At 72.9% G+C, this 18,913-nt stretch carries 19 protein-coding genes; 13 read left to right on the top strand and 6 right to left on the bottom strand.

Annotation, left to right across the window (positions count from 1 at the left end; genetic code table 11):
- A partial coding sequence (locus ABZ312_RS29275) for an AbrB/MazE/SpoVT family DNA-binding domain-containing protein (RefSeq protein WP_500439111.1) occupies window positions 1-201 on the top strand: 201 nt, incomplete at its 5' end.
- A 7-nt stretch (window positions 202-208) separates the two neighbouring features.
- Here ABZ312_RS29275 and ABZ312_RS29280 read toward each other — a convergent pair.
- Window positions 209-349: a hypothetical protein gene (locus ABZ312_RS29280; protein WP_500439112.1), complete on the bottom strand. Its 141-nt coding sequence runs from the start codon at window positions 347-349 to the stop codon at window positions 209-211.
- A gap of 287 nt (window positions 350-636) precedes the next feature.
- On the opposite strand from ABZ312_RS29280, the gene ABZ312_RS29285 reads away from it, so the two are divergent.
- From ABZ312_RS29285 to ABZ312_RS29295, 3 genes are all read left to right on the top strand, one after another.
- On the top strand, window positions 637-4,713 hold the full coding sequence (locus tag ABZ312_RS29285) for a discoidin domain-containing protein (protein ID WP_500439113.1): 4,077 nt from the start codon (window positions 637-639) through the stop codon (window positions 4,711-4,713).
- Between the two features lie 95 nt (window positions 4,714-4,808).
- A complete protein-coding gene (locus ABZ312_RS29290; protein WP_500439114.1) occupies window positions 4,809-5,378 on the top strand; it encodes a GNAT family N-acetyltransferase in 570 nt (189 codons plus the stop codon).
- Between the two features lie 26 nt (window positions 5,379-5,404).
- The gene (locus ABZ312_RS29295; protein ID WP_500439115.1) at window positions 5,405-6,181 is read left to right on the top strand and encodes a hypothetical protein; all 777 of its coding nucleotides are present in this window, start codon (window positions 5,405-5,407) and stop codon (window positions 6,179-6,181) included.
- Here the strand turns inward: ABZ312_RS29295 and ABZ312_RS29300 are convergent.
- The 3 genes from ABZ312_RS29300 to ABZ312_RS29310 are packed head-to-tail and all read right to left on the bottom strand — an operon-like array spanning window position 6,162 to window position 8,907.
- Complete coding sequence (locus ABZ312_RS29300) at window positions 6,162-6,722, bottom strand: cysteine hydrolase family protein (protein WP_500326236.1); 561 nt, start codon at window positions 6,720-6,722, stop codon at window positions 6,162-6,164. The two genes, ABZ312_RS29295 and ABZ312_RS29300, sit on opposite strands and share 20 nt — an antisense overlap.
- Entirely contained in the window at window positions 6,698-8,461 is a 1,764-nt protein-coding gene (locus ABZ312_RS29305) for an MFS transporter (RefSeq protein ID WP_500439116.1), read from the bottom strand. Before ABZ312_RS29305 ends, ABZ312_RS29300 begins: the two co-directional genes overlap by 25 nt.
- Window positions 8,458-8,907: a MarR family winged helix-turn-helix transcriptional regulator gene (locus ABZ312_RS29310; protein ID WP_500326240.1), complete on the bottom strand. Its 450-nt coding sequence runs from the start codon at window positions 8,905-8,907 to the stop codon at window positions 8,458-8,460. The genes ABZ312_RS29305 and ABZ312_RS29310 overlap by 4 nt, the downstream gene beginning before the upstream one ends.
- Window positions 8,908-9,092: 185 nt before the next feature.
- Here ABZ312_RS29310 and ABZ312_RS29315 point away from each other — a divergent pair, with 185 nt between their 5' ends.
- The 6 genes from ABZ312_RS29315 (at window position 9,093) to ABZ312_RS29340 (ending at window position 14,103) form a co-directional block, all read left to right on the top strand.
- Window positions 9,093-10,148, top strand: coding sequence for an iron-siderophore ABC transporter substrate-binding protein (locus tag ABZ312_RS29315; RefSeq protein WP_500359345.1), 1,056 nt, complete (start codon window positions 9,093-9,095; stop codon window positions 10,146-10,148).
- 128 nt (window positions 10,149-10,276) lie between these two features.
- Window positions 10,277-11,281, top strand: a complete 1,005-nt coding sequence (locus ABZ312_RS29320) for a FecCD family ABC transporter permease (RefSeq protein WP_500326243.1) — start codon at window positions 10,277-10,279, stop codon at window positions 11,279-11,281.
- On the top strand, window positions 11,278-12,387 hold the full coding sequence (locus ABZ312_RS29325; RefSeq protein WP_500359346.1) for a FecCD family ABC transporter permease: 1,110 nt from the start codon (window positions 11,278-11,280) through the stop codon (window positions 12,385-12,387). Before ABZ312_RS29320 ends, ABZ312_RS29325 begins: the two co-directional genes overlap by 4 nt.
- A complete protein-coding gene (locus ABZ312_RS29330; RefSeq protein ID WP_500326247.1) occupies window positions 12,384-13,193 on the top strand; it encodes an ABC transporter ATP-binding protein in 810 nt (269 codons plus the stop codon). The genes ABZ312_RS29325 and ABZ312_RS29330 overlap by 4 nt, the downstream gene beginning before the upstream one ends.
- 56 nt (window positions 13,194-13,249) lie before the next feature.
- Window positions 13,250-13,567 carry a hypothetical protein gene (locus ABZ312_RS29335; protein ID WP_500326248.1) on the top strand — a complete coding sequence of 106 codons (318 nt, stop codon included), beginning with the start codon at window positions 13,250-13,252 and terminating at the stop codon, window positions 13,565-13,567.
- Between the two features lie 137 nt (window positions 13,568-13,704).
- The gene (locus ABZ312_RS29340; RefSeq protein WP_500359347.1) at window positions 13,705-14,103 is read left to right on the top strand and encodes a VOC family protein; all 399 of its coding nucleotides are present in this window, start codon (window positions 13,705-13,707) and stop codon (window positions 14,101-14,103) included.
- 92 nt (window positions 14,104-14,195) lie between these two features.
- Here the strand turns inward: ABZ312_RS29340 and ABZ312_RS29345 are convergent, their stop codons facing one another.
- A complete protein-coding gene (locus tag ABZ312_RS29345; protein ID WP_500359348.1) occupies window positions 14,196-15,359 on the bottom strand; it encodes a HEAT repeat domain-containing protein in 1,164 nt (387 codons plus the stop codon).
- 168 nt (window positions 15,360-15,527) lie between these two features.
- On the opposite strand from ABZ312_RS29345, the gene ABZ312_RS29350 reads away from it, so the two are divergent.
- A complete protein-coding gene (locus tag ABZ312_RS29350; protein ID WP_500326253.1) occupies window positions 15,528-16,154 on the top strand; it encodes an LAETG motif-containing sortase-dependent surface protein in 627 nt (208 codons plus the stop codon).
- A gap of 114 nt (window positions 16,155-16,268) precedes the next feature.
- Here the strand turns inward: ABZ312_RS29350 and ABZ312_RS29355 are convergent, their stop codons facing one another.
- Window positions 16,269-16,865 carry a GNAT family N-acetyltransferase gene (locus ABZ312_RS29355; protein ID WP_500326255.1) on the bottom strand — a complete coding sequence of 199 codons (597 nt, stop codon included), beginning with the start codon at window positions 16,863-16,865 and terminating at the stop codon, window positions 16,269-16,271.
- A 196-nt stretch (window positions 16,866-17,061) separates the two neighbouring features.
- On the opposite strand from ABZ312_RS29355, the gene ABZ312_RS29360 reads away from it, so the two are divergent.
- Both ABZ312_RS29360 and ABZ312_RS29365 read left to right on the top strand, forming a co-directional pair.
- Complete coding sequence (locus tag ABZ312_RS29360; RefSeq protein ID WP_500326257.1) at window positions 17,062-17,934, top strand: alpha/beta fold hydrolase; 873 nt, start codon at window positions 17,062-17,064, stop codon at window positions 17,932-17,934.
- A gap of 46 nt (window positions 17,935-17,980) precedes the next feature.
- Window positions 17,981-18,910, top strand: coding sequence for a pyridoxamine 5'-phosphate oxidase family protein (locus ABZ312_RS29365; RefSeq protein ID WP_500326259.1), 930 nt, complete (start codon window positions 17,981-17,983; stop codon window positions 18,908-18,910).
- The last annotated feature ends 3 nt before the right edge of the window (window positions 18,911-18,913 follow it).

Genomic DNA, 18,913 nt, shown 5'->3' on the forward strand with positions numbered 1-18,913 from the left:
AGCGTCGACGACGAAGGCCGCACCACCGTCCACGCCAGCGAGTACGCCACCGTCGACCGCTCCGGACGCCTCCAACTCCCCCGCGACTACACCCACGCCCTCGACATCCGCAACCGCGTCATGCTCGAACTCGAACCCGACCACATCGCCGTCCGCCCCGACCGCCCCGACGAGGAGACCGGCAACCCACCCGGTTCCTGACCGGACCTCACGTCAGCAGGCCTGCGGGCAGTCCCGTCTCGCGCACCGCGCCACCGCTCCCGGGCTCCACCCGGTGCAGGGTCGGCGGCGACCCGGGCGCCCACGAGAAGCCGCCGCCCAGCAGCACGATCCTTCTCTTCGCGGCCATACGGACATCTTTGACGGCCACTGGGCGGGCGACACCTCCTGCCCCGGACCGGCGCCGGAACGGCCATCGGCGCGGGCGGACCAACGACTCTGACGCGAAGCCCGACTCATGTCAATATGTATTCCTAATTTAGGAGAATCCCGGAACGCGGCGTGCCCAAAACCTTGACAGGCCCTTCCCGGCGGGTGCATGTTCGGCAACGTTGTCATCGCGATGGCAACGTTGTCATCGCCTCGATGATGCCAGGCCGCCTCCTCATTGAACATCCCTGAACGGAGCCGTTGTTCATGCCGGACCAGTCCTCCCTGCCCTCCCGACGCGCCGTACTCTCCACCGGCTCCACCCTCCTCGCGGGGTTCGGGCTCGGCATGGCCTTCCCCGCCGCCGCCACGGCACAGACGCGGTCCTCGAACCCGGCCGGTGCCCGGGGCGAACTCGCCGCGTACCGCCCGGTCACGGTGTCCTCCACCGACTACGCCCCCACACCGGCCGAGTTCGCCGTCGACGGCCTCGACCGGGTCGGCGTGCGGGGCTCCGGCTGGCGGGCCGCCGCCGGCGACCCCCAGTGGATAGCCGTCGACCTCCAGGCCCTGTGCGAGGTCGGGTCGGTGCGCCTCACCTTCGAGGCGACGGTCGACGACCCGCCGTTCACGCCCGGGACCGGTGGCAACCCCCGCGACAACACCACCGGCCAGGAGGTGCTGTCGAGTTGCGCGGTCGCCTTCGTGATCGAGACCTCGCGCGACGGGAAGTCGTGGACCGTCGCGCACCGCACCGACGACGGCAAGGGCGGGGTCGTGGAGATCGCCCTGCCCCGGCCCGTCACCGCCCGCTGGGTGCGGATGACGGTCACCAAGCGCTCCAACGCCAACCCTCTGGGCCTCAACGGCTTCCAGGTGTACGGCACCCCGCGCGGACACCGCCCCGAGGCCACCGGCTGGACCGACTGGGGCACCCACCACCGCACGCCCCCGGCCCTGGAGGTCGCCGACGACGGCACCGTGCCGCTGGAGTCCGGCTGGGACCTGACCATGGACGACTGGGCGGGCGGCAGCGCCGCGGAACTGTCCGCGCCCTCCGTGGACACCAGCGCCTGGCTGCCGGCCACCGTGCCCGGGACCGTCCTGTCCTCGCTCGTGGCCGAGGGCCACCTGCCCGACCCGGTCGCCGGCTTCGCCAACCTGCACATCCCCGAGGCCCTCTCCCGCCACTCCTGGTGGTACCGGCGCGAGTTCCGCCTGCCCAAGGGCCTGCGCACCGGGGCCGGGCGCCGCGTCTGGCTCGAGTTCGACGGGGTCAACCACGAGGCGGACATCTGGCTCAACGGCAAGCAGGCCGGCACCCTCACCTTCCCCTTCGCCCGGGCCGCCTACGACGTGACCGGGCTGCTGGCGGCGCAGGGCCCGCAGGCCCTCGCGGTGAAGATCAGCCCCATGCCGTTCCCGGGCAGCCCCGGCGACAAGGGCGCGGCCGGCCTCGCCTTCGTCGACGCCGGCGCGAACATAATGAACCGCAACTCGCCGACCTACCTGGCCTCCTCCGGCTGGGACTGGATGCCCGCGGTGCGCGACCGGGCCGCCGGCATCTGGAACCACGTACGGCTGCGCTCCACCGGCGACGCCGTCCTCGGCGACCCCCGTGTCGACACCGTCCTGCCGGACCTGCCCGACACCCGCACGGCCGAGGTGACCATCGTCGTACCGCTCCGCAACGCCGCCGGGGAGGCCAGGTCCGTCACCGTCACCGCCGCCTTCGACGGCGTGCGCGTGCAGCGGACGGTCACCGTGCCGGGGGGCGGCAGCACCGACGTCGTCTTCGACCCGGCCTCGGACCCGAAGCTGCGCCTGCGGAACCCGAAGCTGTGGTGGCCCAACGGCTACGGTGAGCCGGAACTGCACCGGCTCACCCTCACCGCCTCCGTGGCCGGGCAGGAGAGCGACCGGCGCACCACGCGCTTCGGCCTGCGCCAGTTCGGCTACGAGTACGACACCCCGCTCACCTTCCAGTCCGGCTCCGACGCCTACGCGCAGACGGTCACGTTCACCCGGCGGACCGCCCGCTACGTGCGGATCCTGTGCCGCACCCGGGCCACCGACTGGGGTTCGTCGATGTGGGCGCTGTCGGTGGCCGACAGCACCGTGCCCGACCTCGACCTCGCCCTGCACAAGGAGGCCACCTCCTCCTCCACCGACGACCCGAACAACCGCCCCGGCAACGTCACCGACGGGGACCCGGGCACCCGCTGGTCGTCGAAGTTCGAGGACGACCAGTGGGTCCAGGTCGACCTCGGCTCCGCGGTGTCCTTCGACCGCGTCGTCGTCACCTGGGAGCAGGCGTACGCCGAGACGTACACCGTCCAGGTCTCCGACGACGGCGACGACTGGACCGACGCCGCGTCCGTCGACAACGCCGCGGTCCCGCTGCCCTTCCAGACCTCGGGCGCGGCGAGCCTGCAGGACGTGGAGTTCGCCGCGACCACGGCCCGCTACCTCCGGATCCTCTGCCACACGCGCGCCACCAGCTGGGGCTCGTCGATGTGGGGCCTGTCGGTGGTCGACAGCGGCACGCCCGGCACCGACCTGGCGCTGCGCAAGGAGGCCACCGCCTCGTCCTCCGAGGGCGACGGCAGCGGTCCGGGCAACGCGGTGGACGGCAAGCCCGGCACCCGCTGGTCCTCGAAGTACGAGGACGAGCAGTGGATCCAGGTCGACCTGGGTTCCGCGGTGCGGTTCGACCGGGTCGTCATCACCTGGGAGCAGGCCTACGCCAGGACGTACACCGTCCAGGTCTCCGACGACGGCGACGAGTGGACCGACGTGAAGTCCGTCGACAACTCCACCGTGTCGCTCAAGATCAGCGTCAACGGCGTCCGGGTCTTCGCCCGCGGCGGCAACTGGGGCTGGGACGAACTGCTGCGCCGCATGCCCGCGGAGCGCATGGACGCGGCCGTGCGCATGCACCGCGACATGAACTTCACGATGATCCGCAACTGGGTCGGCAGCAGCAACCGCGAGGAGTTCTACGCCAGTTGCGACGAGCACGGTCTGCTGGTGTGGAACGACTTCCCCAACGCCTGGGCGATGGACCCGCCCAACCGCCAGGCCTTCCTCGACCTGGCGCGGGACACCGTGCGGCGCTACCGCATCCACCCCAGCGTCGTGGTGTGGTGCGGCGCCAACGAGGGCAACCCTCCGGGCCCGGTGGACGACGGGATGCGCTCCGCGGTCCGCGCGGAGGCCCCCGCCCTGCTCTACCAGAACAACTCGGCCGGCGGCATCGTCTCCGGCGGCGGCCCGTACGGCTGGGTCGAGCCCGAGCGGTACTACTCCGCGTCCACCTACGGCAGCGGCAGCTTCGGGTTCCACACCGAGATCGGCATGCCCGTCGTGTCGACCGCCGAGACCATGCGGCGCATGGCCGGCGACGAGCCCGAGTGGCCGGTCGGCGGCGTCTGGTACCACCACGACTGGAGCACCCGCGGCAACCAGGCCCCGCAGAACTACCGCGCGGCCATCGAGGGCCGGCTCGGCACCGCGGAGGACCTCGACGACTTCTGCCGCAAGGCGCAGTTCGTCAACTACGAGAACTTCCGCGCCATGTTCGAGGCCTGGAACGGCCGGCTGTGGGACGACGCCGGCGGCCTGATGCTGTGGATGTCGCACCCCGCCTGGTACAGCACGGTGTGGCAGACGTACGACTACGACTTCGACGTCAACGGCGCCTACTACGGGGTCCGCAAGGCCGCCGAGCCCGTCCACGTGCAGGCCGATCCCGTGACCGGGAAGGTCGTGGCGGTCAACCACACGCCCGCGGCTCTCGAGGGTGCGACGGTGTCCGCGCGGCTGCTCGACCTGTCCGGTCATCCGCTGTCCGCGGAGCGTCGCGGCACGGTGGACGTCGCGGCGTCCGCGAAGGCGGAGGCGTTCACCGTGGCGTGGACGGACGGCCTGCCGGACTTCCACCTGCTGAAGCTGCGACTGACGGACCGTCACGGCGACGTGCTGTCCGAGAACGTCTACTGGCGCTACCGCAAGCCCGAGCACATGCAGGCGCTCAACAAGGCCGCGCGGACCCGGGTCCTGGCCGACGTCACGGACACGGACCTCTCGGGCGACCGCCACGGGCTGACCGCGCGGCTGAGCAACCGGGGATCCACGGTCGCCGCCCTGGTCCGGCTCTCCCTGCTGGACTCCCGTGACGGGGACCGGGTGCTGCCCACCCTGTACAGCGACAACTACCTGTGGCTGCTCCCTGGTGAGAGCCGCGCGGTGACGCTGTCCTGGCCCGCCGGGGCGCTGCCGTCGAAGCGTCCCGAGCTGCGGGTCGACGGCTACAACGTGCCGCCGGTCACCGCGCAGCCGTAGCCCCCGTCGCCGCCGTGGCGGTCACCTGCCGGGTGACCGCCACGGCGATGCGGCGCGCCGGGAACCCGTCCCACATCGCGGACGTCTGACAGGAGGTGACGAATTCTCCAGCCCTGATGCGCCCGGCGCGGTTCGGCGACCTGGCGGCCATCGTGGACGTGCACACGCAGGCGCGTGCCGCGTACTACCAGGCGGGCGGCCTGCCCGGTTCCGAGATCGACAGCCCCGACGGGTGGGCGCGCCGCCGCGCGTCCTGGGCGCACGCCATCCAGTCGAGCGCGACGACGGTGCTGTGCGCCGTCGAGGACACCGAGGTGGTCGGCGTGGTGGCCATGGGGCCGCCCAAGGAGGGCGCGGAGGCCGCGCCGGCGTGCGGTGAGCTGCACTGGATCCACGTACGCCCCGACCGCTGGGGCCGCGGCGTCGGGGGGCGGTTGCACGCCGAGTTCGTCCGCTTCCTGCGGGACTCCTCCCTGGAGACGGGGCTGCTGGACGCCTGGGAGCGCAACAGCCGCGCCCTCGCCTTCTACACCCGCCACGGCTGGGTCCCGGAGGGCGGTCGCCGCCCCGGCCCCGGCGGCGCCGACTTCGTGCGTCTCCGTCTCGACCTGCGCGGCCGCGTGTCCGCCGCCGCGTCCGCGGGCAGTACCGTGCCGCTGGCCTGAGGGCGGCACCTGGCATCCTGTGCGGCATGCTGATCAAGGGGTATGACCACGGACCGCTGACGGCCGGTGAGCCGCTGACGGACCGGCCCGGCTTCTGGGCGAACCACCTCCTGGGGTGGTGCGAGGCCGGGCCGGACGGCGAGCGTCCCGAGCCGGAGTGGTTCGGTGACGACGGGGCCGACACCGACGCCCTGGCCGAGGTGCTGGACGACGAGCGGGCCTGGCCGGTCCTCAGAGTGCCCTTCGGGGACGGCCACTGCGTCGTCCTGGTCCACCGGAACCTCGACGGCGACGGCGGGCTGGACTTCCTGCTCACCCACCCCGGCTGGGTCCGCGCGGAGACCCTGTTCTCGTACGACGGCGACGCCTACGGCCCCGGTCTGCGGTGGCGCCAACTGGTGCACGTCGCCGACGCGGTGCCGGGTTCCGGCCCGGACGAGGGCCTGTCCGATCCCTCCGCCCGGCTGCTGCTCCTGCTGCCCGTGCTCGCCGACGGCCGGCGGCACGCCACGGAGGCCCTGCCGCGGATCGCCGCCGCGCTCACGGCGGTCGGCGCGCCGCAGGAGACGGCGGCGCTCGCGGCCCGGTGCCTCATCGGCGGTCCGGGGGACGGGATCTGGCACGACCCGGCGTGGGGCTCGCCGCTCAGCGGTGGCGGTTCCCGTACCGGGGAGGGCGAGGGGCGGCCGTACCCGGAGCCGTTGCCGGGCCTCGGCGTGACCGCCGCCCAGGGGGAACGACTCGCCCGCGCCCTCGGCGGGCACGGGGAGCCGTCCACCGGGGTCAGTGAGCCATGGACTTGACCCATTCCTCCACGGTGACGACGTCGGCCTGCCGCGGGAACACCTTCTCCGTGAGCACGCGGTGCACCTCCGGGTCGGCGTCCAGGCATCCGTCGGACAGGACGGTGAGGCCGTAGTCGAGGTCGGCCGCCTGGCGCAGCGTGGACAGGACCACGCCTGAGGTCGCGATGCCGGTCAGGACGAGGCTGTCGACGCCACGCGCCCTCAGGACGACGTCCAGGTCGCTGCCCGCGAAGGCGCTGACGCGCTTCTTGGTGACGACGACGCCGCCGGGGGCGGGCGCGACGTCGGGGTGGATCTCGGCGCCCGGGTCGCCCGCGGCGAAGCCGCCCGCCTGCGCGAGCGCGCCGAAGGTCTTGTTGCGGGGGCTGATCTCCGGATGTCCGGCGCGGAAGCCGATGACGACGTGGATGACGGGGACGTCCGCGGCACGCGCGGCGTCGATCGCGTCACGCACCCGGGACAGGTAGCCGGTGTCCCCGGTGAAACGGTCGGTGATGGCTCGCTGGACGTCCATCACGAGGAGTGCGCTGTGCGCCATTCTTGCTGTCCTTTGTCCGTGCCGTTCGGGTCGTTCGGGTCGTTCGCGTCGCCACCGGGACGGCTCGCCGCGGGGGTGTCGCGGCGGCCGCGCAGCGCCGAGGCGAGCGCGGCGATCAGGGCCATGACGGTGGCCGCGCCGAAGACGGTGACGAGTCCGTGGTGGAAGGGACCGGAGACGAGCGTGGGGAAGAAGGCCGTGCCGGTCAGGACGTGCACCTGGTGCTCGGGCAGGGTGCCGAGGACCCCGCTGGGCCCGAGCAGGTGGCCGATGGGGTTGTCGCCGAGGAAGGTGGCGAACAGGGTGCTCACCGGCGGCAGTCCGGCGACCTGCTCGGCGGTGCCGGCGGGCACGCCGTTCGCCCGCAGTCCGTCCGCGAGCGTCTGCGGCAGCGAGCCGGCCAGGCCGGCGATCATCAGCGAGAAGCACAGGCCGATGGAGAGCGCGGTACCGGAGTTCTGGAAGGTGGAGCGCATGCCGGAGGCGACGCCGCGCTGATCCGGCGCGACGCTGCCCATGATGGCCGAGGTGTTGGGGGCCGAGAACATGCCCTGCCCGATGCCGCTCACCAGCAGCAGTGCCGCGAAGGCGGGGTAGGGGAAGTCGACCGGGAGCGCGAGCAGGCCGACGAACGCGGCCGCCACGAGGACCAGTCCTGTGGTGGAGAACAGCCGGGCGCCGAAGCGGTCCGACAGGTACCCGGACACCGGCCCCGCCACGAGGAAGCCGACGGTCAGCGGCAGCATGAACAGGCCCGCCCACAGGGGCGTCTGCTCGAAGTCGTAGCCGCGCAGCGGCAGCCAGATGCCCTGCAGCCAGATGATGAGGGTGAACTGCAGGCCGCCGCGGGCGATCGCGGTCAGCAGCACCGCCAGGTTGCCGGCGGCGAACGCCCTGATGCGGAACAGGCCGAGCTGGAACATCGGTTCCGCGACCCGGGTCTCCGCGACGCAGAACGCCACGAGCAGCAGCACGCCCGCCGCCAGGCCGCCGAGCACCCAGGGGTTGGTCCAGCCCGTGGGGTGGCCGCCGTAGGGCTGGATGCCGTACGTGATGGCGGCGAGCAGGCCCCCGGCGCCTGCGGTGAAGGTGAGGTTGCCGATCCAGTCGACGCGCCCCGGCTTCCGTGCGCCGGTCTCCCGCAGGCTGCGGTACGACCAGACGGTGCCGACGACGCCGATGGGCACGCTCACCCAGAACACCGCGCGCCAGTCGATGGTGGCCAGCAGCCCGCCGGCGATCAGCCCGAGGAACTGGCCCGCGAGCGCGGTGATCTGGTTGATGCCCAGCGCCATGCCGCGTTGCCGGGTGGGGAAGGCGTCGGTGAGGATGGCCGCCGAGTTCGCGGTCAGCATCGACCCGCCGACGGCCTGCACGATCCGGAAGCCGATCAGCCACAGGGCTCCGCCCCCGCCCTTGAGCGGGTCGAGGGACAGGGCGAGCGAGGCGCAGGCGAAGATCGCGAAGCCCATGTTGTACATCCGGACCCGGCCGAACATGTCGCCCAGGCGGCCGAGCACGACCACCAGCACGGCGGAGACCAGCAGGTAGCCGAGGATCATCCAGAGCAGGTAGCCGATGTTGCCGGGGGCGAGCGGGTCGAGGCCGATCCCGCGGAAGATGGCCGGCAGGGAGATGATCACGATCGACGCGTCGATCGTCGCGATCAGCACGCCGAGCGTGGTGTTCGACAGCGCCACCCACTTATAGCGGCCGCCGGCGACGTCCGCGCTGGTCACAGCTGCTCCGCCAGCCGGTCCAGCAGCGGCAGCGCGTCGACGAGCTGCCGCCGCTCCTGCGGGGTGAACTGCCCGCCCAGCACGGCGGCCAGCCGCTGCACCGACTCCGACCGGCGGTCCGCGAGCACCTTCAGCCCCGCCTCCGTCACCGTCATCACGACGCGCCGCTTGTCCTTCGCGTCCGGCCTGCGGCTCACCAGCCCGCGTTCCTCCAGCCCGGCCAGCGTCGTCGCCATCGCCTGCGGGCGCACCCGCTCCAACTCGGCCAGCGACCCCGGAGAATCCGGGCCGTCCCGGTCCAGCCGGGCGATCACCGACACCTCCGACAGCGTCACGTCCCCCACGGCGTGCGCCTGGCGCAACCGCCGCGCGATCCGGCCCACGCTCAGCCGCAACGCGGCCCCGACCTCGGTCGGGTCACCCGCTTCGAGTGCCTTCGCATCCATGATTAGTAACAATAGATTAATCAATCTGATGTAACTATCGAGCTCCGGTCAAGACCGGACCAAGAGGCGGCGCCGGGACCGGGCGGGAGCGCCCGGGGACCCCCGCTTGCGGGGGGCACACAGGCAGCGCATAAGGTTAGGCTCGCCTAATGCTTCAAAGGTGAACCACGTACAGGAGCCTCCACATGTCTCTTCGGCGCCGCGGCACAGCCGCCGTCGCTGTCGCCATCGCCGCCGCGCTCTCCCTCGCGGCCTGCGGTGGATCCAGCAGCAACGGGAAGGAGGGCAGCGCAGCCGCCTCCGCGACCGCCGGGTCCAAGGACTCCAAGTCCGTCGCGCAGGGCGGCGAGGACTTCGGGGACGCCGCGGAGAAGACCGCGGCCATGGGCACCACCGCCAAGCCGGGCGAGTGGCCGCGCACCCTCACGCACGCCATGGGCAGCACCGTCCTCAAGGCGCAGCCGAAGCGCGTCGTCGTCCTGGACGTGGGCGAGCTCGATAACGTTGTCTCGCTCGGCATCAAGCCGGTCGGCCTCGCGCCCACCGAGGGCTCGCCGGAGCTCCCGTCCTACCTCAAGGGCGCCGCGGGCAAGCCCGCGAACATCGGCACCATCAACAGTCTCAACCTCGAGGCGATCGCCGCGCTCAAGCCGGACCTGATCCTGGGCAGCCAGTTGCGCGCCGCCGACTCCTACGACGAGCTGTCGCAGATCGCGCCGACCGTCTTCTCCATCCGCCCCGGCTTCACGTGGAAGGAGAACTACCTCCTCAACGCGGCCGCGCTGGACAAGACCGCGCAGGCCAAGGCGAACCTCGACGCGTACGCGAAGAAGGCGGAGGCACTCGGCACGAAGCTGGGCGCCGACAAGCCGACCGTGTCGATGGTGCGCTACATGCCCGAGGGCAAGATCCGCCTCTACGCGAACGACTCCTTCATCGGCACCATCCTCAAGGACGTCGGCATCCCGCGGCCGAAGAACCAGGACATCGAGGACCTGGCCGCCGAGATCAGCGCCGAGAACATCGACCAGGCCGACGCCGACTACATCTTCACCGGCGTCTACGGCGACCCCAAGGCCACCGAGAAGTCCAAGGCCCAGGGCAACCCGCTGTGGAAGAACCTGAACGCGGTCAAGGACGGCCACGCCTTCGACGTCCCGGACGAGACCTGGTACCTCGGGCTCGGCGTCACCGCGGCCAACGCGGTCCTCGACGACCTGGAGCAGCGCCTCACGGCGTGAGCCCGCGAGGCCACCGAGAGCCGTACGCCGGGCGCCAGCGGGCCGTCGTGCCCGCCGGCGCCCGGCGCGCGCCCGTACGACCCGCAATCCGCAACGCGGAACCCTGAAAGAGAGAGTGAGCGCGGCGCATGGCGCGACCGACCCGTCGCCGTATCGCCTGGCTGGTGGGGTGCGCGGTGATGCTGCTGATCGCCGTCCTGCTGAGCCTGGCCGTCGGCAGCCGACAGATCGCCCCCGGCGAGGTCATCCAGGCCCTGCTGCACGGCGGCACCAGTGACGACGCCCAAGTGGTGCGGGCGTTGCGCGTGCCGCGCACCGTCATAGGAGTGCTCGCCGGCGCCGCCCTCGCCGTCGCCGGGACCGTGATGCAGGGCGTCACCCGCAACCCGATCGCCGAACCCGGCATCCTGGGCGTCAGCCAGGGCGCGTCCGTCGGGGTGGTGTGCGCGATCGCGTTCCTCGGCGTGCACACCCTCACCGGGTACGTCTGGTTCGCCTTCGTGGGCGCGGCGGTCGCGGCCGTCGCCGTGTACGCCGTCGCCGCGGGCGGTTACCGCGGCGCCTCCCCCGTGAAGCTCGCGCTGGCGGGCGCCGCGATGAACGCCTTCCTCGCCTCCGTGGTCTCCGGGATCGTCACCACCGACGCCCACGCCCTGGACGAGTTCCGGTTCTGGCAGGTCGGCTCGATCAGCGGCCGCGGCAGCGACGTCATCGGCCAGATCTGGCCGTTCGTGGCGGCCGGACTGCTGCTGGTCGCGACGATGGCCCGGGGCCTGGACGCGCTCGCGCTCGGCGACGACGCCGCCAAGGGCCTCGGCCACAACGTGGCGCTGCTGCGCGTCCTGGGCGCGGTGGGGGCGACCGTGCTGACCGGCGCGGCCGTGGCCGCCGTGGGGCCGATCGCCTTCACCGGCCTGGCCGTTCCGCACATCGCCCGGGCCCTGGTCGGTGCGGCGCACCGCTGGGTGCTGCCGGTGGCCGCCCTCCTCGGTCCGGTGATGATCCTCGCCTCCGACGTGCTCGGCCGTATCGTCTTCCCGCCCTCGGAGGTACCGGTGGCCGTCATGACCGCCCTGCTCGGCGTGCCGTTCCTCATCGCGCTGGTGCGGCGCCGGACGGTGGTGGCCGCATGAGCCGCGCGACCGCGCCCACGACCTCGCCGACGCCCACGCCCACGCCCGCCCGGCTCTCCGTACGCCCGGCCGGGCACGCCCTGTTCCGTCCCGGGCGGGGCAGTTTCCTGGTCCACCGCCGGGCGGTCCTCGTCGCCGTCGTGCTCGCCGTGCTGCTGCTCGCGGCCGTCGTGCTCTACCTCTGCGTCGGCGAGTCCTTCGTCTCCCCGGCGGAGGTCGTCAACGTCCTCCTCGGCCGTCCCAGCCCCGACCAGCTCGTCGTCGGCACGCTGCGACTGCCCCGCCTGGTCGTGGGCCTGCTCGCCGGGGTCGCCTTCGGCGTCGCCGGGGCGCTGGTCCAGGCCGTCGCGCGCAACCCGCTGGCCAGCCCCGACGTCATCGGCGTGACCCACGGCGCGGGCGCCGCGACGGTCGCCGCGATGAGCTTCGGCCTCGCCTCGCACACCGCGCTCCCGTACGTGTCGATCGCGGGCGGGCTGGCGGCCGCGCTGCTCGTCTACGTCTTCGCCTGGCGCCGCGGGCTCCACGCGTCGCGCTTCGTCCTCGTCGGGATCGGCGTCTCGGTCGCCCTGGGCTCGCTCACGCAACTCTTCCTCACCAAGGGCGACTTCCTCGTCGCGCAGCAGGCCAAGGTCTGGCTGACGGGCTCGCTCAACAGCCGCGGCTACGACCAGGCCGCTCCCCTGGCGACGGTGCTGCTCCTGGCGATCCCCGCGGCGCTCTGGGCGGCCAGGGCCCAGCGCGGCACCTCCTTCGACGACGACACCGCCTTGGCCCTCGGCATCCGGCTGGACCGGGTACGGCTCGGCCTGACCGCGCTCGGCATCGTCCTGGCCTCGGTGGCGACGGGGGCCACGGGACCGGTCGACTTCGTCGCCCTCCTCGCCCCGCAGATCGCCCGGCGGCTGACCCGTACGGCGCAGATCCCGCTGCTGTCCTCGGCGCTGACCGGCGCGCTCGTGGTCGTCGTCGCCGACCTGCTGGCCCGGCGCCTGTTCTCCCCCGTCGAACTCCCCGTCGGCGTCCTCACCGCAGCGGTGGGCGCCCCCTACCTGATGTGGCTGATCGCCCGCACCCGCAGCCGTTCCGGAGGCACCACCTCATGAGCCGTACCAGCCGACTCACCGCCCGGGAGCTGACCCTGGCGTACGAGGACCGCACCGTCGTCGACGGCCTGGACCTGGAGGTCCCGGACGGGCGGGTCACCGTCATCGTCGGCCCCAACGCCTGCGGCAAGTCCACGCTGCTGCGCGCGCTGGGCCGGCTGCTCAAGCCGCGCTCCGGCACGGTCCTGCTGGACGGCACCGAACTCGCCCGCATCCCCGGCCGGCAGATCGCCCGGGCGATCGGCGTCCTGCCGCAGAGCCCCACGCCGCCGGACGGCATCACCGTCGCCGACCTCGTGGCGCGCGGACGCCAGCCGCACCAGAAGTGGTGGCAGCAGTGGTCCGAGGCCGACGAACGCGCCGTAGCGGAGGCGCTGGAGCACACCGGCACCGCCGACCTCGCGGACCGGCCGGTCGACGAGCTGTCGGGCGGGCAGCGCCAGCGGGTGTGGATCGCCATGGCCCTCGCCCAGGAGACCGACCTGCTCCTGCTGGACGAGCCGACCACGTACCTCGACATCGCCCACCAGGTGGAGGTGCTGGACCTGGTCCGCCGCCTCAACCACGGGCGCGGACGCACGGTCGTCGCCGTGCTCCACGACCTCAACCAGGCCGCCCGCTACGCCGACCACCTCATCGCCATGAAGGCCGGCCGGATCGTCGCCCAGGGGCCGCCCCGCGACATCGTCACGGCGGACCTCGTCCACGAGGTCTTCGGCCTCACGTCGGTCATCGTCCCCGACCCGGTCACGGGCAGCCCCCTCGTCGTCCCGGGAGTCCCCTGGCAACCTGCCGCGGCGGAGTGACCCCTCCCCCGTCGCACGGCACGGCGGAGGCCGACGGCCTCCGCCATACTGCCCGGGTGACCGCACCGACCGGCCCCGTGATCCTCTTCGACGACGACTTCCACATGTACGTCCTCAGGGACGTCGCCCACGCGGAGGCCTACTGGGAGATGCCGGACGAGTACACCTGCGGATTCGACGCGCAGGCACGCCCTCTGGGCATGGCGGGCGAACCCCATCGGGTCACCCTCAAACTCACCGGCGCCGCACCCGCCGAGACGGCACTGCGCCGCCTCGTCGCCGACCATTACCGGCGCTTCCTCCCCCGCGAGGCCCCGCCACAGGCGGCGGACCTGGCGGAGTTCGTGGCGGCACTGCCCCGCGACGGCGGCTGAAGCGGCACCCGGCCGGGCGAACGTCAGCGCGGCGGCGGCAGGGGCTCCTCCTCGAACCGGGCGTCACTGGGTCCGTCGGTGCGCCCCTGTTCCTGGGCCGGCCCGGGTCGGACAGCGCGGTCTGGGAGCATCGGGCCATGAGCGGAACCCACCTGAGCGTCAAGGACGTCGTCGTCGACTGTGCGGATCCGGAGCGGCTGGCCGCGTTCTGGGGCGAGTTGCTGGGGCGGGCGGTCGTGGCGCGGATCGGCCCGTACGTGTGGCTCGCGCGGGGCGAGGGGCCGGGCCTGGGCTTCCAGCGGACCGAGGAGCCCAAGTCCGGGAAGAACCGGGTCCACTTCGACGTGGCCTCGCCAGATCCGGGGGCGGAGCGGGCGCGGATCGAGGCGCTGGGCGGGCGGATGCTCGAGGAGTACACCGAGGGCGGGTTCCTGGTCATGGCCGACCCCGAGGGGAACGAATTCTGCGTCGTCCCCGAGGGGCCGTTCGAGCTCGACGACGAGGGACGCGCGAGCTACCTCCGCGACGGCGGCTGACCAGGGCGAGGCCCCGCAGCGATGTGCCGCATGACTTCCGGCGGCGGCCGCGGGCGGCGCGGAACCGCCGCCCGGCGGACCGGGGCGCGCTCTCAGCTCGTGGCGGGCAGCGCGGCGACGAGGAGGTCCCGCAGCGGCTCGCGTTCCGTGGGGAGTCCCGCGGCCCGCAGCCAGGAGACGCGGTTGGCCATGGTGCCCCAGCAGGCGTCCTGGCCGACCAGGGCCTCCAGGAAGGCACGTTGGGCCTCCGTCAGCGGCCGGCCGGGGGCGTACGGGGTCGGGAAGGCGCACGCGAGGAGCGGGCCCCACTCACTGTCGACGGTGTGCTGGTGGTACTTCGGCACCAGCGCGAGGGCGGCCGGGAGGACCTCGTCGAAGTGCCGGGCGCGGTCGAGCAGTCCGCGCAGCAGGGTGAAGCGGAACCAGCCGTCGAACTGGGGCAGCGGCTCGTCGAACCACTCGTCGGCGGCCGTGGGGTCCGCGAGCGCGTCGAGCAGCGCCGGCACGGCCTCGGAGCCGGAGGTGCCCAGCGCGGCGCAGGCGCGCACCGCCGGGTCGGGATCCGCCAGGAAGCCGCCGGTGTCATGCCCCCAGGCTCGCAGCGACAGGAGGGCGCCCGCCCGCTCGCGGCGGTCTCCGTCGGCCCGGGCGATCCGCTCCAGGCGTTCGGCCGCGGCCGGTACGCGGTCGGCGAGTTCGGGCGCCCGCAGCAGATGCGTCACCGCGCCGAGGGCCGCCTCCCTGACGGTGGCGTCCGCGTCGTCCAGCCAGGGCACGACCGCGCCGAACAGTTGCGGCCGGACGGCACGGCACGCCTCGATCGCCGCGATCTCCTCGGCCCAGTCCTCCTCGCCGTCCTCCTCTGCCTCCTCGTCCTCCTCGTCCTCCTCGTCCGCCGCGGAGTCGGCGAGTTCGCCCAGCCATTCCAGGAGCGCGGCACGCAGCGGCCGGACCCGGTCGTCCCAGGAGAAGTAGCTCTCGTGAACGGCGAGCGTGCGGGGGTCGCCCAGGATGCCCGCGACGAACAGCGCGGCGGGCGCGGTGGCGGAGTATAACGAACCCTGGTGCAGGACGGACATCTCCAGCCGGCCGAGCGACTCCGCCTGCACCTCCGGGTCGTCGTGCAGGAGCCCGAGCAGGTCGTCCGGGGTGCCGTCCGCGGGTCCGTAGGCGTGGGCGAGGGCTGCCCAGTCGGTCGCCGGCAACAGGGCGGCGGGTTCGGGCAGGGCGGTGGCGGCGTCTTCGTTCGCGGACATGGCGGCAGTCTGCCGCAGAGGTCCGACAACGGCCGCGCACATCAGGCGAATCCGGCCCTTTCACCCGTGTTCGCGCGTTAACTGTGGGGCGGCAGTGAGCGATGTGGGGAGGGGGGAGTACATTGCGGCTGCCATTGGCATCGGAATTCACCACAGCCTGGAGAACTTGTGACCGCATCCCCCCGCCGTGCCTGGTACCGCCCCGGCACCCTGATAGCAGCCGCCGCGACCGGTGTCATCGGTCTCGGCCTGTGCGCCACCCCGGCGTCCGCCCACACGCCCAACTGGAGGGCGGACTGCCACACGGTGGAACTCCACCTGAAGGCGTACAACGGGCGCGTCACGAACACCGTGACGGTCACCGCGGACGGCAAGGAACTTCTGAAGACCACGGAGTTCGGTTCGTCCTTCGACTGGACCCACGAAGTGCCGGCCCACACCGCCGACGTGCACCTGCACCTCAGCGTGGTGGCCGGGGACGGCAAGCAGTTCTCGAAGGAGGACGACTTGACCGTTCCGGCGTGCCAGGACCAGAGCACGCCCACGCCCACGCCGACGGAGACGAAGACCACCGAGTCTCCCAAGCCCAGCGAGACGCCCAGCGAGTCGGCCAGCACGGCCCCCTCCGCTGCGCCCTCCACCCCGTCCACCGACGAGTCCCCGGCCGGCGACCTCGCCGAGACCGGCGCCTCCAGCTCCACCCCGCTGATCGCGGGCGGTGCGGCCGTCGCGCTGCTCGCCGGCGGCGGTCTGCTCTTCGCGAACCGCAAGCGTCGCGCCGCGGCCCGTCACTGACCCCCGGTCGCTGACGGCGGTGCGGTGACGCGCCGTGCATGACACAAGGGTGCCGGACCGTGCTCCGTACGGTCCGGCACCCGTCTTTTTGCGCCCCGAGGCGGTCGCCCCGCGTCAGGCCACGGGCCCCGGCGCGGCGGAGGCCTCGAACTCCCCCTTGCGCAGCCGGTACACCTGCAGCCGCAGGTCGTAGTACTTCTCGGTCTCCCCGACCCATTCCATGCCGACGCTGCGGGCCGTGGCGGCGCCGCGGTCGTTCCGCGGGCGGACCACGGCGAAGAGTTCGTCGACGCCCGACGCGAAGGCGTACCCGGCCAGGGCGCGCCCGGCCTCGGTAGCCAGGCCCCTGCCCCAGTAGGGGTGGGCGAGCTGCCAGCCGATCTCGAGGTCGACGCCGTAGGGCGGGAGCGGCAGGACGGCGGCTCCGCCGACGAGTTCTCCGCTCTCGCGCAGTTCGATCGCCCAGCGCCCGGCCGGCCGTTCGAGGGCGGCGCCGCCCTCCTCCCAGGAGCGCAGCAGTTCCCGCATGGACGCGACGTCGGGCTGCCGGGTCATCGCCGGAGCGAGCCAGCGCGTCACGTCGTCCGCCCCGTAGACGGCCAGCGCCGCTTCGGCGTCGTCGCCGCGCCATGGCCTCAGGACGAGCCGGGGGGTGACGATCCGGGTTTCCTCGTTGCCCTTCGCGCGCTGCGCCGTGGCCGTACCAGTCATCTGCGTCTTCCGTCCCTGTCGCGGGCTCCGCCGGCCGTACGTCCGGCGGAGGCCCGAAGTCCCCTGTGCCCCTGCACAACACCAGGAGGCCGCCGTCACTTCCCGCCCCGCTCCCACCTAACCCTCATCACTCGCTTGACAGGTTACCTCGATCCTGTTTCGATGTAACCATCGAAGTGAATCTAAGGGGTTAGACATGGTCACCGTGCACCACCGCTACGCCGAGGTCCAGGGGCACCGGCTCTTCTACCGGGAGGCGGGCCCGGCCGACGCCCCCGTCCTCGTGCTCCTCCACGGCTTCCCGACCAGCTCGTTCATGTTCCGCGAGCTGATCCCGCGGCTCGCCGGCCGCTACCGCGTCATCGCGCCCGACCACCTCGGCTTCGGATTCTCCGACGCCCCCGCCGCCGACGCGTTCGCGTACTCCTTCGACGCCCTCGCCGGACTCACCAAGGGCCTGCTCGACCGGCTGGGCGTCACGCGCTACGCGCTCTACGTCCAGGACTACGGAGCGCCGATCGGCTGGCGCCTCGCGCTGGGCGACCCCGGGGCCGTCACCGCGATCGTCACCCAGAACGGCAACGGCTACGAGGCGGGGTTCATCGAGGAGTTCTGGAAGGACGTCCACGCCTACCAGCGCGAGCAGACCCCCGAGACCGAGGCGGGCGTCCGTGTGGCACTGAGCCTCGAGGGCATCAAGTGGCAGTACGTCACGGGAGTGGCGGACGGGACCACCGTCAGTCCCGACACCTGGCACCACGACTTCCAGCTGGTCTCCCGGCCCGGGAACGACCTCGTGCAGCTCACGCTCTTCCGTGACTACGCGTCGAACCTCCCGCTCTACCCGCGCCTGCACGAGTACCTGCGCACCCACCCCGTGCCCGTGCTCGCGGTCTGGGGCGAGAACGACCCCATCTTCGGGCCCGACGGCGCCCGGGCCTTCGCCAAGGACGCGCAGCGGGCGGAGGTGCACCTCCTCGACGGCGGCCACTTCCTCCTGGAGACGCACGTCGAGCCCGTCGCGGAGCTGATCCTGGGCTTCCTCGACAAGGCCGGGCTGCCCCGCTGAGTTCCCGCATCCCCCACCCCACCGCCGTACGACGATTGCGAGGGCCATGACCCGCCACACCGGCTTCCACGAGGGCGAACTCGCCGTCCAGCGACGTGCCGGCGTCGCACACGAGGCCGCGCGCCTGCGGGGCATGCTCGACCCGCCGCACCTCGGCGGCGGCGTGGCCCACTTCCTCGCCGAGCGGGACCTGGCCGTGCTCGGCGCGCACGACGAGGACGGACGCCTGTGGGTCTCCCCGCTGACGGGGACCCCGGGCTTCCTCTCCACCCGGGGCGACCTCATACGGGTCGCCGCCCGTCCGCGTACGGGCGACCCCCTCGCCGTGCTCCCCGTCGGCGGGGCCGCGGCCCTGATCGTGATCGACTTCGCGATCCGCCGCCGGCTGCGTCTCAACGGCACCCTCGCCGCGGCCGACGACGCCGGCTTTGAGCTCGCCGTCGACCAGGCGTACGGGAACTGCCCCCAGTACATCCAGCAGCGCCTGCTCGGCCCGGCGCCGGCGGACGCCCCCGACGGCGAGGACACGCCCACGACCGGGGCGCGGCCGGCCAACCGGCTCGACGCGGCGCAGGCGGCCCTGGTGGGTCGCGCCGACACTTTCTTCCTGGGCACCGCCCACCCCGAACACGGCGCCGACGTCTCCCACCGGGGCGGCCCGCCCGGATTCGTCCGGACGGCGCCCGACGGCAGCCTGTGGTGGCCGGACTACCCCGGCAACAACATGTTCAACAGCCTCGGCAACCTGGCCGGCGACCCCGCCGCGGCCCTGCTCTTCGTCGACTTCGCCGCCGGGACGACGTTGCAGCTGTCCGGCACCGCGGTCGTCGACTGGACCGCGCCCGGTGCCGCCGGCGACGACGGGGGCACCGGCCGCCGGGTCCGCTTCACCCCGCGGCACGTCGCCACCGGGCGGGTCCCGGTCCGGGCGGACGCCGTCCTGCCCTACCGGCTCAACCCGCCGCTCACCGCCTGACCG

The sequence above is a fragment of the Streptomyces sp. NPDC006207 genome, from assembly GCF_040613835.1.
Taxonomy (GTDB): Bacteria; Actinomycetota; Actinomycetes; order Streptomycetales; family Streptomycetaceae; genus Actinacidiphila.